This is a genomic window from Mesorhizobium sp. CAU 1741 (assembly GCF_039839275.1).
Lineage (GTDB): Bacteria > Pseudomonadota > Alphaproteobacteria > Rhizobiales > Rhizobiaceae > Aerobium.
The window spans coordinates 381,674-397,629 of record NZ_JBDOQP010000005.1 but is presented as its reverse complement, the minus strand read 5'-3'; the positions used below and the strand labels follow the sequence as shown (position 1 = coordinate 397,629).

The window sequence follows — 15,956 nt, the reverse complement described above, 5'->3', positions numbered from 1 at the left end:
CATTATCAATCCTAAACGGGATACCCCTATAAACAGCCTCTCAGGCCGAGCAGACGCCGGAAAACCCGGCTCATGGCCGTCTGCTGCGCGAGGGAGACGCCCCTGCTCGGCAACGCCAGCTGCGCGGTAGGCACGACGCAGCTCAGAAATCCCATGGCGAGACAGTTTCCACGCCAGTGGTTTCGAAATCCTTTCGGTTGCGGGTCGCCAGTCTGCCGCCATTGGCGCGGGCGATGGCGGCGATCATGCCGTCGGGGGCCGACATCGCCCGGCCCTGGCGCACCGCGTCGCCCATGATCTCACCATAGGCGAGTGCAGCGTCCTCCGTCAGGCCGAAGATGCGGTCGGCGAAACGACGACGCCAGTCCTGCAGCCCCTGTTCCAGCCGCGTGGCGCGTTCATCCGGCCGGATCTTGTGGATGCCGAAGGCGATTTCGGCGATCGTCACCGTCGGCAGCGCCAGCTCGGCGTCGTGGCGCACCAGCCAGGCGATCACCGCTTCGGCGGGCTCCTTGCGCAGCGTCTCCGAGATGACGTTGGTGTCGAGGAAGATCACAGATCGATCCCCGCGTGCGGACGGCGATCCTCGCGGATGACCGCCTCGAGGTCGATGTCGGTGCCCGACTGCGCCCGCAGCCGCTCGTAGAAGCTGCGCGCCGGCTCGCGGCCCGTTTCGCGCACCTCATAAGCCTCCAGCGCCCTCTCGACGATATCGGCGATCGAGCGGTTTTCGCGGCGCGCCAAGCGGTGCGCAAGGTCGCGAGCCCGCGCGCTGCGTACGGAAAGCTGGGGTTCGGCCATGACGAAAGCTCCTGTTGCCGGGTGGCGATGATGCGCAGCCATCAAGATGGCACCCGCCGTCTGGATGTCAAGGGCTCGGCCCGATCGCCCTCGAGCGCGGCCAGCATCGGTCGGATGGAAAACTGCCCGTTTTCGGCCCGCTCGGTCAGCGCCCGCAGATAGCCTCCCGGCGAGCGGATGGTTTCCGCCCGTTCGAGGATCGCCGCAATGGTGACGGCGGCCGCCATCTCGCCCATCGCCACGCAGGCGCGTTGCCAGGCATCCGGCGACACGCCCAGCATCGAACGCACCAGCCTCGCGGTCGCCAGAACGTCGGTCCAGCTCGAAATGCCGTCGCGGGCATAGGTCTCCAGCGCCGGGCAGACGGAACGCAGATAGGCGAGCGGCACCGGCTGGGCCTTCACCTCCGGCGCGGGCGTGCCGCCTTCGTCAGCCGTGCCTGGCTCCCCTCCCCTTCCGTCTGGCTCTCCGTCCACATGCTCGCGCAATCGCTTCAGCTCTTTTTCGGAGCTAGGTTCAAAATGGGGTTCTGGTTTTGAATTCTGATAGTGGCGCTCGGTATCATCGTCATTGCCGCTCATTTCTTCAGAAGTAAGACCGTTGAGATAGGCAGTCTCCACCCGTGCACGCAGCGCAACGAGGTCGTCGAGGCGGCGCTGCAGCAGGGCTCGGCCCGCTTCACGGCGCTGGCGGGCAGCGAGCGGAACCAGGGCCATCATGAAACCCTGCCAGTCGCCGGCGCGCTTCTCGGCGATCCCGGCCTCGATGACCTTGCCGGTGTCGCGCAGATGGATGGTGATCTCGGCCCGCAGCGCGCGGCAGGCGCGTGCTTCCTCGCGTGCGCTTTCGGCCGCCGCATGGATCTGCGTGGCCATCAGCGCCAGCGGCGACAGGTCGAAGCCGAACGCGTCCTCCAACTCGCCATGCGCGTTGCGCCGGCAGTAGCGCTTGCCGTTGGGGCTGTCGCGGCGCAGGATCATGCCCTCCTTGACCAGGCACGCCAGGTGCCGGCGCAGCGTCGCGTCGGCCATGCCTCGGCTGCGCAGCGAAAGTTCCGCATTGGAGGGAAACACCACGATCGGCTCCGAGCCGTCGAGCTCGCGCGCTGCGTGGAAGCTCAGCAGCGCCTCCAGCACGGCCAGCGTGCGGTCCGACAGCCCATAGGCCGCCCGCGCCTCCGACAGCGCTCTGATGAGCTGCCATTTGTCGGCACGACCGGTGTCGTTGCCGCCCTCTTTGAGTGCAGCCCGGCGCTTTTCCACCACATCGCGTCGGCGAAAATCGGCAATACCAACCCGGCCGCCGCCAAAAGGCGTCGTTGCAAAACGATCCGTCATTCGAGTCACCTCGTCTATGAGGCACAGAAATTCGTGGCCGGGACGCACCCACGCCTTGACAGCATGACTCGGAAGTGATTCTTTCGGATTGCTACATCGAAAAGGGGCTTCCGGGATGGTGACGTTCTGGGGGCCTTTTTTTCTTGCCTGCTTCTCCGTTTCTGGTTTCGTCTACGCGTACGCGCCGGTCAGGCGGCGGGCCTGCCGGCAATCCTCATGATGGCTCCGTGTCGGCTTGCGCCTTGACGAAGGCCGCGTGCAGGTCCGGCAGCCTGGTAGCGAGATAGTCTGCAAACCCCCTGCCCGCGCTCTCCGGTATTGTCAGCCGCGCCGCCTTGCCGGTTTTCGCCAACTCGCCGATCGTCGCACCGGATTGCGTGGTGATCGGCGTCGGTTTCGGCGCCGGCGCAGGTCCGCGGGTGTGCGCCGAGGCCTGCAGCCGATTGAACAGGCGCTGGAAACGCGTGTCGCTATCGGCATTGCGAAAGGCGTCCGAATGGATTTCCTCGGCGGCAAGGCCGGCCTTGTCGGTGGCGATCAGGTCGCCCAACGCCATCCAGCGCGGCCGCCCGGCCTTGGGTGCCGGACCGATGGCCCGTGCCACATGCGGCGGAATGATCTCGGCGACCTGGACCAGGCGCGACATTTCCGACTTGTGAACCGACAGGGCCGCCATCGCGGTGGCGCGGTCGAAACCGTGGTCGATCAATGTTCTTGCAAAGAAGGCGCGCTCGATGAAGCTCAGATCGCGGCGCTCGGCGTTTTCCTTGCCTTGCGCCAGCACTAGCTCGGTATCGTCCAGCGCCCGCACCACGGCGCGGATCGGACGGCCGAGCGCACGTGCGGCATGGGCCCGCCTGTGGCCATAGGCAATCTGGTAGATGCCGCGCGCGGCCTTCTGCGGCTCGGGATGCGGCCGCACCAGGATCGGCACCTGCTGGCCGTGCTCCTCGATGCTGCGCTTCAGCGCGTCGAAATCGACATCGTTGGCGGCGGCATCGCTGAGCCGGTCGGCGAAAGGCGAACGCTCGATCAGCGCCGGGTCCAGCTCGACGACCTGTTCGCCGGCGGCCAGCGCATCGCGCAGTCTGCGCCCCTCCTCCGCCTCCTGAGACAGCGACCCGAGCGACAGGCCCATGGCCTTCACCGCCGCCGACGTCGCGCGCTTCGGCGCGGCCTCCGGATTGGCCGGCGCGGCGCTCGGCGGCGTGTCCGTCGAGTCGTCCGTCGCCTCGCCGGCAAACAGAGATTTCAGCCTGTCCTTGCGTGCGTTCATATCGCACCTCCTTCATCGCCATGATGAGGGATCCCGGAGGTGGTTGGATAAAGTTTCCTGCGGGCACACAGACACGGCGCGAAAAAGTTGACAGCTGTCAACTCAGCCCCTGGGGCACTGCGTTTCACGACGCCCATCCTCATGGCTTTCGCCCCCAGGAATGCGCCATCAGCGCCTCGATCTCGGCGTTCACCGAGGTCAGCGCCTCGTAGGCCCGGTCGTAGGTGGCCCGGTTGAAGTTCTCGCGCCCGACTTCGTAGAGCGTCTGCTTGGAAAGCCCGGCATCCGACACGGCGGTCGATTTCAGCATCGGCGCGGTCAGCACACGCTCGCCGAACTGGGTGCGCAGGAAACCTGCGATCTGCGTCTGCGGCCCGTCATTGGGTTCGTAGCGCGTGATCAGGTAGCGCAGGAAATCAAAGTTCAGCGCCCCGCCCGCCTCGCGCACCACCGACAGAAGGTCCGAGGTCATGAACAGGAACTGGCTCATCGAGGCGACATCCAGCATCTGCGGATGCACGGTGACGATCACCGAGGTCGCCGCGCACAGCGCGCTCAGCGTCAGGTAGCCGAGCTGCGGTGGGCAGTCGATCACCACCACATCGTAGTTCGCCTCGACGGAGCGGATCGCCTCGTGCACGCGAGCGAAGAACAATCCTTCAGACCCGGTGCGCCGCGCCAGGTGCTGCGGCGTCGCATGCTCGAATTCCTGCAGTTCCAGATTGCCCGGCACGAGGTCGAGCCCGTCGAAATAGGTCGGTCGCACGATGCTCTCGAGCGTGACGCGCTGCTCGTCATAGCGGATCGCGCCATAAAGCGTGTCGTTGCCGACCAGATCGAGTTCCGGCTGGTAGCCGAACAGCGCCGACAACGAGGCCTGTGGGTCGAGATCGATCGCCAGCGTGCGATAGCCCTGCAGCGCCATGTATTGCGCCAGGTGGGCCGACGTCGTCGTCTTGCCCGAGCCGCCCTTGAAATTGGTGATGGCGATGACCTGCAGGTGCTCGTCGGGCTGGCGCCATTTCAGATATTGCCGCGCCTTGGCCCCACCCTGGCCGGCAAGATGATGACGCAGCGCGTTGACGTCGGCGAGCGTGTAGTGCCGCCGGCCACCGGAACCGGTTTCGGGCGAGGGGCCTTCGCCGGAGATCGAGAGCTGGCGCAGATAGCCGTCGCTGACACCGATCAGCTTCGCGGCCTCGCCGCTGGTGAACGTGCGTAGCGTCTTTTGCGCGCTCGGCGGGAACAGCCGGCCACGCAATGCCGAAAGCTGCGCCGACAACAGCTCCGCATCGGCTGCGATCTGCCGGTCCGCGGTCTTCTGGTTCTGCGATGCGGGGTTAGTCGTCAACACGGTACCTGCCTGCATGATGCGCGAATGTAAGCAGCCGCCCTGACGGGGACTGCGACTCACTTCGCTGGGTTAATTCTACGCGATGGAACCAGAACTGACAGCCGCTACCGCGATTAACGGAAAAAACGCGCTGCATCGGCTGAAACCGTAGCAAGGCTGTGGGAAACGTCGATTCCTGTCAAGCAAAAGAGGGTTAACGGAAATTAACCATCCTGCACCCGGCCGGGGCAAAGTTGACAGCTGTCAACTCGGCGGCACTGCCACCCATCACGCGGGTGAATCGATCACGGGGAACCGATTCATACTATGCGTTGGACCGCCTCGCATCGCGGGGCGAGACTCGCCTGCATGGACCACGATGGCATCATGCTCTACCGAACCGATCCCGCGCGCAATATGGCGCGCTTCTATGCTCTGGCGTTGCAGCCATCCTTGTTCGGAGATGTCGCGCTCGTGCGCCGCTGGGGCCGCCTCGGCACCCACGGGCGCTGCATCATCGAGCTGCACGCCGACAGGGCAGGGGCCATGCGCGCGCTCGAACATCACCGCCGCATCAAGCTGCGGCGAGGGTATCGGGTGTGATAGCGGGATGTAGATGAGACGGGCGTCATCGACACCAGATCCTGCCGTGGTACGGGATGGATCCCCGGGCCTCCCTCCGCATCGCTCCGCTCGCCCGAGGATGACGGCTGGGATCAGAAGTTCACGTTAGTCTTCTGGGTCGACGAATTCTAGCGACATTCCCTTCGTCATCCCTGGGCGACCGGAGCGAAGCGGAGGGAAACCCGGGGATCCATGCCGGAACGCCAGACAAAAGTGTGGCTGAACATCAATCCATATGCGCGGCGGCCGGCGGACCGGCGCCCGGCGCCGGCTTCGGCTTGCGCAAGAGCAGGGCCAGCGGCACAGCGGCGAGCGTCACCAGCAGCATCAGCTTGAAGTCGTTCACATAGGCGATCATCGTCGCCTGTTGCTGGACGAGCTGGTCGATCTGCGCCAGCGCCGCCGGGTCGCCGGACGCCGCCGCAGGCGACAGCGCCTTCAAGTTCTGGCTGAACGGCGACACGAATGCCGACAGCTCGGCATGGTTGACCTGGATGTTGCGCGTCAACAGCACGGTGACGACCGAAATGCCGATCGACGAGCCGATATTGCGCACCAGGCTGAACAGGGCGGTTGCGTCGGTGCGGAACTCCGGTGCCAGCGTCGCGAACGCCACCGTCGACAACGGCACGAACACCAGCCCGAGGCCGAGCCCCTGGACGACACCCGACACGATGATCAGGCGGTCGTCCATCTGCGGCGTAAAGCCGGTCATCATGTGCAGCGACCACGCAGTCAGGCACAGGCCCGTGACGACGAGCATGCGCGCGTCGAGCCGCTGGACAAGCCGTCCCACCACGATCATCGAGATCATCGTGCCGACGCCGCGCGGCGCCATCACCAGCCCGGTCAGAGTCGTCGAATGGTTGAACAGCCGCGCCAGCATCGGCGGCAGCAGTGCGAGGCTGGCGAGCAGAATCACGCCGACCACGAAGATGAACACCAGCCCGGTGACGAAGTTGCGGTCGGCGAAGATCTTCGGATCGATGAAGGTGTCGCGGCCGGTGGCAAGGTGCACGGCAAAGATCCAGAATCCGGTGATCGCCAGGCCGAGCTCGAACCAGATTTCGGCGGCTGCGAACCAGTCGACCTCCGCGCCCCGGTCGAGCATGAGCTGCAGCGCGCCGACGCCCAGCGACAGCATGGCGAAGCCGAAGAAGTCGAAGCCGCGCAGGCGCCGGGCGATCCTCGGCAGGTAGGCGGCCGAGCCGAGGAAGGCGACGATGCCCACCGGCAGGTTGATGAAGAACACCCAGCGCCAGTCGAGCGTCTCGGTGAGCCAGCCGCCCAGCGTCGGGCCGATGATCGGGCCGACCATGATGCCGGCGCCCCACATCGCCATCGCCTGGCCGTGCCGCTCCTTGGGGTTGATGTCGAGCAGGAAGGTCTGCGACAACGGCACGATCGCGGCGCCGAACAGGCCCTGCAGCACCCGGAAGAACACCATTGATTCAAGCGACCACGACAGGCCGCACAGCATCGAGGCGCTGGTGAACCCGACGATCGAGGTCAGGAACAGCTCGCGGCGCCCGACCCGGTCCGACAGCCACCCGGTCACCGGGGTCATGATCGCGGCCGCCACGATATAGGATGTCAGCACCCAGTTGATCGTATCCTGGCTGGCGCCGAGATCGCCGGTCATCGTCGGCAGCGCGACATTGGCGATCGTGGTGTCGAGCACCTGCATGATCGTCGCCAGCATGATCGACATGGTGATCAGGCCGCGATGCGGAATTTCAACGGGGGAGGGGGTGTCGCTGCTCATGGCGTCATTTCCGGTTTGTCATGCGGCGGGATGTCTCGACGAGTGTGAACACCCCACTCCGATCGGCTTTGCCGACCACCTCTCCCCCTGCCCGGCGGAGAGGAACCCAAGCGGGAAATCGCAAGGGACTGCGGCAGCGCGTTTCCTCTCCCCCATCGAACGGGCGAGAGGTGGCCCGCGCAGCGGGACGGAGCGGGGGTCGATCCGCTCACGGCTAGGAGGCAGAATGGATGGCCGACCCGGCAGACTACTCGGCAGCGCCCGCGAACGCGGTTCCGAACAGCGAGCCGAGGCCCCGCGCGTGGCCGGTATCGACTTCGACAAGAGCGCTCATGCCGGTGCGCAGCCGCGCGCCCTCCTCGTCGCCTTCGAGCCTGAGCCGCACGGGAATGCGCTGGGTGACCTTGACCCAGTTGCCGGTGGCGTTCTGCGCCGGCAGCAGCGAGAACTCCGCGCCGGTGCCCGCGCCGATCGCCTCGATGGTGGCTTCGAATGCATGGTCGGGGAAGGCGTCGAGCCAGACTTCGGCCGTCTGCCCCTCCTGCATGTGGGCGAGTTGGGTTTCCTTGAAGTTGGCGTCGATCCAGCTATCGCCCGTTTCGACGAGGCTGAACAGCGGCGCGCCGCCGGAGACGAACTGGCCTTTCTGGAACGAGGCGGCCTGATAGACGACGCCGTCGGCAGGCGCGGTCACGGTGGTCTGGGCGAGGTTGTAGGCGGCCTTGTCGCGGGCGGCCAGCGCGGCCAGCACCATCGGGTGCGCATCGGTGTCGATGGTGGCATCGCCGCCGAGCGCAGCCAGCGCGCTGGTCACCGCCTGGTCTGCCGACGATTGCGCGTCCTGCGCGGTCAGGAGGTCGCGCTGGGCCGCGTCGAGCGACGCCTGGGTGGCGACACCCTTGCCGGCCAGATCCTTCTGGCGGGCGAGCTGCTCGTCGAAATAGGCTGCGTCGTTGGTGGCCGTCTTGGCCTTGGCCTGCGCCTGACTGAGCGCCGCGCGCAACTGCTCGACCTGCAGCCGCGAGGAGGCGAGTGCCGCGTCGGCCTGCGCCAGCGCGATGCGATAGGGTTCGGGATCGACGACGAAGAGGACGTCGCCCGCCTTCACAGCGGCGTTGTCGGCGACATTGCTCTCGACGATGCGGCCCGACACGTCGGCGACGACGGAGACGCGCGCCTGGCGCAGATTGGCATTGTCGGTCTCCTGGTAGCGGCCGCCCGTGGCCCAGACATAGGCGCCGCCGCCGGCCAGCAGCAGCGGCACGAGCAGCATCAGCACCATGCGCCGGCCACGTCTGCGCTTCGGTGGCGCGTCGACAGCGGGTGAGGCCTGGGGTTCGGGCGACGGTGCTGCCGCCTCCCTTGCGCGCGCGTCGGGCGGGGTGAGGGGCTGCGGCGACGCGGCTGGCGCGCGCTGGTCGTCATTGGCGTTGGCGACGGGTTGGATAGTGCTGCTCATGATCGGGAGGCCTTCTGCACGGGATTGGCGGCGGCCTTCTGGTCGTCGTCGGAAAGGTTCTGGATGATGGCCTTGAGGCCATTGATGGTGGTGCGGCGCGTGTCGGCATCGAGGCCGGCCAGCGCCGTTTCATAGACGTCGTCGGCAACGCCGCGCATGTCGCCGAAGATCGCGCGGCTGCGGTCGGTGAGGTAGATTGTGCGCACCCGCCGGTCGCCGGGGTCGGCGCGGCGTTCGATCCAGCCGGCCTCCTCCATGCGATCGATCAGCCGGGAGACGCTGATCGGCTCGATCTCGAGCAGCTCGGCGAGCCGCGCCTGCGCCACGCCTTCCTCCTTGAAGACGCGCACCAGAAGCCGCCAATGTGCGGCGGACAGGCCGTGCTGGTCGGCACGCTTCTCGAAGGCACGGCGCAACAGCCGCGCCGCGTCATGCAGGAGAAAGCCCAGGCGTTCGGTTTCATCGGATGGCATGGTTTTGCCTACGTCGCTTATAATGAGCGCCGTATATAATAAGCGCGCTTATGTTATCAAGCGAAATCTTAATCCTTGCGGCTTCTCATCCACGTCTGCGATCAACTAGAAAGGAATCGCAGAACGAGCGAGGACGCATGCCCAAACCCATTTCGGAGATCCGCAAGCCGGAAATCATCGACGCCGCTTTCGCGGCGATCAAGAAACACGGCCTGCCGATGCCCTCCTACGACCAGATCGCCAGCGAAGCGGGCATGTCGCGGCAGTTGATCCGGCACTACTTTCCGACGATCGAGAGCCTGCTTGTCGCCTTGGGCGACGCGCTGGCGGCAAAATACCGAGAACTTCTGATGCGTGGCATCCTTGACGCCAACGTCACCGAACGGCTGCCGATGTTCCTCGACTTCTATTTCGATTTCCTGTCGGGCAAGGGTCTCGGAAAGCCGGCCGACGATGCCGTCTACGACGCGCTGTTCTCGCTGTCCGTCGCCTCGGAGCCGATCCGCAAGAACCTGCATGACCAGTACAGCCTGCTGCAGTGGACGATCGCCCATGAAGTCCAGATCTCGAATCCCGGCCTGAGCCAGAATGCGTGCCGCGAGATCGGCTTCCTGTTTGTCAGCCTGATGTACGGGCACTGGAAAATGGTCGCCACGCTCGGCTTCTCCGGCGACTACCACAAGGTGACGCGCGCCGCGCTGGACCGCATCCTGGCATCCTACAACGCGCACTACGAAGATCCGGACCTGAAATAGGCCGACTCCGGCCCACCACCGCCTTCCATTTTAGCAAATGGTTAACCGCGATGGCTGCGCCGCGCGGAATGGCTGGTTGCCGCCTGCAAAAGGTCTCTGTTTAACAACGAAAACAATGGCTTGAAGAAGTCCTTCCGTCGGGCTTTGCGCCAGTGTCCTCGCATTTCTTGCTCATCGCAAAACGACTGCCTTCCCGAAAAATGGTTTACGTATCGTTAAGTCGCTTGCAATCTGAAAATTACATGCAAGTGTAGCCGAACGCGGCCACTGCATGGGACCAGGCCGCCGATCATGACGTGTGAACCAGGACGATCCCGCTGGCCGTGAGCCGGCGCGGGTGAGTCGTATCTTGGCAACAAACGGCGCTGAAGCCCGCGGGCTCGCAGCAGCCGACCAGGCAGGGTGGAATTGAGTATGGCGAAGATTCAGGGCGTATATGTTGCATTGTTTGGCCGGCCGGCCGATCCGGACGGGCTGGCCTTCTGGGAAGAGCAGACGGGAGGCGGCGCTGATCTGAGCGCGATGATCGGCACGCTGACCGGCACCGAGGAATACGCGCTCCGCTTCGACGGCATGTCGAACGAGGCGATCATCAACGGGATCTACCTGTCGCTGTTCGGCCGCGATGCCGAGCCAGACGGGCTCGCCTTCTTCCTGGGCGAATTGGAGGCAGGCCGTCAGACGATCGAGACGATCGCCATCAACATTCTCGACGGCGCGCAGGGCGCCGACCTGGCGACATTGGACGCCAAGCTCGACGCCGCAGACCTGTTCACCGCGCGCCTCGATCTCGATGCCGAGGTCGAGGCCTATGTCGGCATGGACGCGGCCGAGGTCGGTGTGAATTTCCTTGCCGGCGTCGATGCCGACAATCCCGCCGGAGAAGGACTGACCGACGAGAATATCCTGCTGCTGTTCGAGGACCCGCAGGGCGGCGGCAGTCCCAGCGGTGGCGGCGGCGGCAACAACAATCCACCTCCGGACCAGCCGCTCAAGGTCGTGGTGTTCGACAATTCGGACTACGTCGACTCCGGCGAAGACGGCGTCGGCGAGGAATCCACGAACGTCCAGGCAAGTCTTGCGGCAAGGGGCTTTGAGGTATCGACGGTCGTCGATCTGTCGGCTGCGTCCTTCGAAGCCGCGCTTGCCGGCAAGGACGTGCTGCTGTTGCCCGAGCAGGAAACGAGCTCTGTTGCAGGCGTTCTTGCGAATGACCTTTCGGACGAAGCCAAGCAGGTGATCGAGGATTTCGTCAACAATGGCGGACGGCTCATCATCCACGGCGACGAGCCGACCGACCAAAGCGGTGTGGGCGTCGTCAATGACATCTTCGGTCTCAACCTGACCGAGGAATTCGACGTCGGCGCCTCGACGAAGACCGATGACGCGTCCGGAAGTTTCTCCGACGATCCCGCCACCCTTCTGGGCAACACGGCGATGAGCGGCATCGATATCGGGTCCCTGCCCGAAGCTTCAATCGTCATGTACGAGACCGACATCGGCGAATTCGCCACCGTCGCCACGATCAAGCAGGGGCAGGGCGAAATCGTCTATCTTGGCTGGGACTGGGAGGACGCCGACCCGATCGGTTCCCAGGACGGCGGCTGGCTCGAGGTGCTGGACAGCGCCGTGCGCTACGACTTCAACCGCGCGCCGGTGACTGGGCCGATCACGGTCGGAATCCTGGAGAATGAGTTCTTCAACTCATATTCGGTGGATTTGCTCTGGACCGCCACCGACGCAGATGGAGATACTCTCGCGGTGGAAAACGTCGAGGCGGTCTTCGAAGATTCCGAATTTGGCTATGAGATCACGCCTGACTTCCGCCTCGCAATCCGCACAGAGGATGTCGACCACCTCGCAGAAGGTGAGGAGGCTACCGCCATCGTCACCTATGACATCGTCGATGGTCAGGGCGGCTCCGCGCAGGGGATGGTTACCATAAACGTCACCGGCTACAATGATGCACCGGTGGTGACGATGGGACAGTCGTTCAGCAGCAACGGCGCAGCCGGCGCGGTCGGCACGATCCTCGCAACCGACGTCGACTCCGAGATACTCACGTTCGACCTCGTGATGGGTCCGGCGCCGTTTGCAGTAGGCGCGGACGGCACGATCACCCTCATGGAGCCAGTCGAGGAAGGAACTTACCAACTCATCGTACGCGCATCCGATGGCATCGATGAATCATCCAGCCGGACGGTCGAGGTGGTCGTCGAAACAGTAGGACCGGCGGACCTGACCGTCGATGGTTCACAGGCTACCGATGAATCCATCGGCCGCTATCAGACCATCCAGGAAGCCGTGGACGCCGCCGATGCACGCAATGCCCCGACGACGATCCAGATCAACGCGGGCACTTATGTCGAGCAGGTCGTCATCGACGACATCGACGATCTGGAACTGAGAGGCGTTGGTCGCGACCAGGTGATCATTCGCGCGCCTGAAGACGTCGTCAAGACTGCCACCGCCATCTACGAGGCTGGCGCATCGAGCGACGACGTGTTCGCCGTGGTCCAGGCCGTTGATGCGATGAACGTCACCATCTCGGGCGTTACCGTCGATGGCGACAACAATGGCGCCGCCGCCAATGGTGGGCAGGGGACCGACGCACCATATTTCACGGGCATAGGATATGTGCGCGCGTCAGGCACGGTTGATGACGTAGGGGTGATACGGATCAGCGATGAAGACCCCGCATCCGAGGCCTGGCAGTCCGGCGTGCTTGTGTTTAACGCATATGAGGACACTGGTCTTGCTGAAGGCTACCTCGAGGGTCTCCGTCCCTTTGCGCTGACCAACTCCACCATTGAGGACACCGGGTTCTACGGAGTCGCGGCCTATGGCGCCGACGTTACCATCGAGAACAATGTGATTGTTGCCGGAGATGTTGACGGCAACTTCGGCTTCTTCGGGATGGAACTGTTTGAAGTGACTGGACGGGTCGAGGGCAACACAATTCTCAACCTTTCCGGCGTCGATTATGGAATCTCGGAAGGTCAAAACAGGGATCTTGTGCTGGAATCCAACCAGATCTTCGCCGTTGGGAGAGAAACGCCCGAGCTTGATGATGACATGCTAGCCGAAGATGGCCCGCTGTACGGCATCTATTCGTTTGCTTCGGTGGGAACAACGATTGATGCCAACAAAATCGATGGTGTGCAATACAGTATATCAGCGCTGGGTGCCGAGGGTGTAATCGTAGTCGACAATGTTGCCGAAAATTTCACCGAAGTAGCGTTCCTATACGAAGAATCAAGCTCCATTGCGCAGTTTCGCGGCAATGCTGCATCCACTGGCTACTCGGCTTACGAGTTCTACGACAGTACGTTCCTAAGTGGAGCCGAGTTCATAAATAACGCGGCATCCGCGGTCGATTTTGGCGTCTGGATGCGAGACATTCCCACCACCGATGGTCAGCCCTTGGTCGTGGTGGGCACAAGTTCTTACGATGATGTCCGCGACATCACGGCGGATCTCAGCTTCACGGGTGGCGGACTAGGTGACGTAGCGTTGCTTTCGGGATCATACTCTGCCACCTTCATCTACAACGATGCCTCCGACAGCCAGAATGATGATACTGACGACGGCGTATTGATCGACGAGATCTTCTTTAGACCTCTCTGGGATATGATCGATCTCTCCGGACTGGCGGGCGTGACGTCGGAGGACCTGCGTTACGAAACGATCGACGGCACAAACCAGAGCCGTCTCTACATCAATACCGTGGGCGAAGCTCCGCCCTCGGGTGCCGACCTCAGCGGCTACGAAATGCAGATCCGACTGATCGGGAGCAGCCCGCTCGATCTCGAGAACAATATCATCTACGCGTAGCGCGCCGCCTTCGGGCCAGTATCGATTGTCGGAAAGGGGCGGCTTCAATGCCGCCCCTTTCCTGCGTTGAGTCCCGGCCTTCTTAAGCACTCCGTCATATTCCCGCATTCTAAAATTACTCACGCTAAGTAATTTGTTAACGCTAAGTCACCTAGCCTATGGTCATCTCGGGGCGGGGGCCGGAGAGGATCGACTTGGGCTTGATCAGTCAGGATCAGGTCGATCCATCGGCGCGGCGGATCGTTTTCGTCGCGTGTCGGCGTTTGCGCCATCATTCCTTGCCCACCTGCATACGCGGCATGACGCCGTGCGTTCGGCCGAATGACCATCGGCCGGCCCGTCGCTGACGGGCTGGGCACACGCGACGTAGCACCGGCACGTCAGTGAAACGGACAGTGATGGAAGTTCCGGAATGTCATGCCGGCCCTCGGGGCGCATGGCTGCTGAAAAATCCCGGTCTACGGACAATCTTCGCAAACATCGACGTGCCGTGACCCGGCTCGCCGCGATTCGTCTTTCGACGATCTTCCTATGAGGGCAAGAAAATGCGCTTTACCATCAAGATGAAACTCGCGCTGGGGTTCGGCTTGCTGATCCTGATGCTGGCGATTACCGCCGGCTACGGCATCTACAGCCTGTCGAACCTCAACACGGCCGTCACCAACATGGTGCAGGGGCCCGCCGCGCGGCTGGAGCGCGCCCAGAACCTGAGCGACTACCAGTTGCGCATCGCGCGCGCCCAGCTCAACCTCGCCAATGCGGAGACGGCGGCCGAGCGCACGACCTATACCGATGTCAGCGACCGGAACCGGCAGAGTTTCGTCGAGACGGTCCAATGGCTGCAGGACAATTCCGGCTCCGACGCGGCGGCGCGCGAATGGGACGACGTGCGCGCGCAGTTCGCGCGGCTGGTCGATGTCGACGACCGCATCCGCACCATGGCCAGAAGCGGCAACATCGCCGCTGCCGTCAGCCTCGTGCGCCAGGAGGGCCGGCCGATCATCGACGCCATCGAGGCGCTGGTCGACACCCGCGTGCAGGCCAACAAGCAGCGCATGGTGGAAGCCGACCGGGCGACCAACGCGCAGTATGAGACGACCCGCGCCATCGTCCTCACCGTAACCGGCATCGCGCTGGTTGCTGGCATCGCGATCGCGCTGTGGATCGGCCTCGGCATCAATCGCGGCCTGACCAGGGTGATCGGGCTCGCCAAGGCGGTGTCGATCGGCGACCTCAACCAGAAGGTCGAGGTGACCACGAACGACGAGATCAAGGACCTCGTCGACAACGTCAACACGATGACCGCCAACCTGCGCGACACAGCCGAGATTTCCGCCAAGATTTCCGAAGGCGACCTCACCGTGCAGCCGAAGCCGCTGTCGGACAAGGACACGCTGGGCCAGGCGCTGGAAAGCATGGTCGAGCGGCTGCGTTCCGTCGTCGGCGATGCGGCGGCCGCGTCCGAGAACGTCTCGGGCGGCAGCCAGGAGCTGTCGTCTTCTTCGGAACAGCTTTCGCAAGGCTCGACCGAGCAGGCATCGGCGGCAGAAGAGGCGTCGTCGTCAATGGAGCAGATGGCGGCCAACATCAAGCAGAACGCCGACAACGCCGCCCAGACCGAGAAGATGGCGCGCCAGTCGTCCAAGGATGCGGAAGCCTCCGGCGAGGCGGTCGGCAAAGCTGTCGATGCTATGCGCACCATCGCCGACAAGATCAGCATCGTGCAGGAGATCGCCCGGCAGACCGACCTGCTGGCGCTCAATGCGGCGGTGGAGGCTGCACGCGCTGGCGAGCACGGCAAGGGTTTTGCCGTCGTCGCCTCGGAAGTCCGCAAGCTCGCCGAACGCAGCCAGACGGCGGCAACCGAGATCGGCGAACTCTCGGGCGATTCCGTTGCCGTGGCGACCGAGGCTGGCGAGATGCTGACGCGTCTGGTGCCCGACATCCGCAAGACCGCCGAGCTTGTCTCGGAGATCAGCGCGGCCTGCCGCGAGCAGGACATCGGGTCGAGCCAGATCAACGAGGCCATCCAGCAGCTCGACCAGGTCACGCAGCAGAACGCGGGTGCCTCGGAAGAAATGTCGGCGACCTCGGAAGAACTCGCCGCGCAGGCCGAGGAACTGCAGGCGTCGATCGCCTTCTTCCGCACCGACATGGCGGACACCAGGAAGCCTACCCAGGCGGCGCAGTCGGTCCATGCCCAGCAGGGCAGGGCGCAGGCCTTCGCCGACAAGTCGGCCAGGGACGAGCCCGAAGAGATCGAGTATCGCGAATCGGCCTGACCGGCCATCGCCTTCTC

12 protein-coding genes are annotated in these 15,956 nt (G+C 64.1%); 4 read left to right on the top strand and 8 right to left on the bottom strand.

Translation table 11 applies throughout. The annotated features are described in order from the left end of the window. Nucleotides 1–142 precede the first annotated feature (142 nt). The 5 genes from AAFN84_RS20825 to repA all read right to left on the bottom strand — a co-directional run bounded on the left by AAFN84_RS20825 (nucleotide 143) and on the right by repA (nucleotide 4,768). Nucleotides 143–556, bottom strand: coding sequence for a type II toxin-antitoxin system VapC family toxin (locus AAFN84_RS20825; protein ID WP_347516613.1), 414 nt, complete (start codon nucleotides 554–556; stop codon nucleotides 143–145). Continuing rightward, a complete protein-coding gene (locus tag AAFN84_RS20820) occupies nucleotides 553–801 on the bottom strand; it encodes a type II toxin-antitoxin system VapB family antitoxin (protein ID WP_347516612.1) in 249 nt (82 codons plus the stop codon). The genes AAFN84_RS20825 and AAFN84_RS20820 overlap by 4 nt, the downstream gene beginning before the upstream one ends. A 41-nt stretch (nucleotides 802–842) precedes the next feature. After that, on the bottom strand, nucleotides 843–2,138 hold the full coding sequence (gene repC, locus AAFN84_RS20815) for a plasmid replication protein RepC (protein ID WP_347516611.1): 1,296 nt from the start codon (nucleotides 2,136–2,138) through the stop codon (nucleotides 843–845). Between the two features lie 214 nt (nucleotides 2,139–2,352). Next, nucleotides 2,353–3,414, bottom strand: coding sequence for a plasmid partitioning protein RepB (gene repB / locus AAFN84_RS20810; RefSeq protein ID WP_347516610.1), 1,062 nt, complete (start codon nucleotides 3,412–3,414; stop codon nucleotides 2,353–2,355). A 139-nt stretch (nucleotides 3,415–3,553) separates the two neighbouring features. Then, nucleotides 3,554–4,768 (bottom strand): plasmid partitioning protein RepA, encoded by a 1,215-nt coding sequence (gene repA / locus AAFN84_RS20805; RefSeq protein WP_347516609.1) that lies wholly within the window; start codon nucleotides 4,766–4,768, stop codon nucleotides 3,554–3,556. 348 nt (nucleotides 4,769–5,116) lie between these two features. Here repA and AAFN84_RS20800 point away from each other — a divergent pair, with 348 nt between their 5' ends. Continuing rightward, nucleotides 5,117–5,350, top strand: coding sequence for a WGR domain-containing protein (locus AAFN84_RS20800; protein ID WP_347516608.1), 234 nt, complete (start codon nucleotides 5,117–5,119; stop codon nucleotides 5,348–5,350). Between the two features lie 247 nt (nucleotides 5,351–5,597). Here AAFN84_RS20800 and AAFN84_RS20795 read toward each other — a convergent pair whose 3' ends face one another. From AAFN84_RS20795 to AAFN84_RS20785, 3 genes are all read right to left on the bottom strand, one after another. Further along, nucleotides 5,598–7,136 (bottom strand): DHA2 family efflux MFS transporter permease subunit, encoded by a 1,539-nt coding sequence (locus AAFN84_RS20795; RefSeq protein WP_347516607.1) that lies wholly within the window; start codon nucleotides 7,134–7,136, stop codon nucleotides 5,598–5,600. Nucleotides 7,137–7,383: 247 nt separating this feature from the next. Further along, a complete protein-coding gene (locus AAFN84_RS20790; protein ID WP_347516606.1) occupies nucleotides 7,384–8,595 on the bottom strand; it encodes an HlyD family secretion protein in 1,212 nt (403 codons plus the stop codon). Then, nucleotides 8,592–9,068, bottom strand: a complete 477-nt coding sequence (locus AAFN84_RS20785) for a MarR family transcriptional regulator (RefSeq protein WP_347516605.1) — start codon at nucleotides 9,066–9,068, stop codon at nucleotides 8,592–8,594. Before AAFN84_RS20785 ends, AAFN84_RS20790 begins: the two co-directional genes overlap by 4 nt. Nucleotides 9,069–9,205: 137 nt before the next feature. On the opposite strand from AAFN84_RS20785, the gene AAFN84_RS20780 reads away from it, so the two are divergent. From AAFN84_RS20780 to AAFN84_RS20770, 3 genes are all read left to right on the top strand, one after another. Further along, a complete protein-coding gene (locus AAFN84_RS20780; RefSeq protein ID WP_347516604.1) occupies nucleotides 9,206–9,823 on the top strand; it encodes a TetR/AcrR family transcriptional regulator in 618 nt (205 codons plus the stop codon). Nucleotides 9,824–10,237: 414 nt separating this feature from the next. Continuing rightward, complete coding sequence (locus AAFN84_RS20775; RefSeq protein WP_347516603.1) at nucleotides 10,238–13,657, top strand: VCBS domain-containing protein; 3,420 nt, start codon at nucleotides 10,238–10,240, stop codon at nucleotides 13,655–13,657. Between the two features lie 545 nt (nucleotides 13,658–14,202). Next, nucleotides 14,203–15,939: a methyl-accepting chemotaxis protein gene (locus AAFN84_RS20770; protein ID WP_347516602.1), complete on the top strand. Its 1,737-nt coding sequence runs from the start codon at nucleotides 14,203–14,205 to the stop codon at nucleotides 15,937–15,939. Nucleotides 15,940–15,956 lie beyond the last annotated feature (17 nt).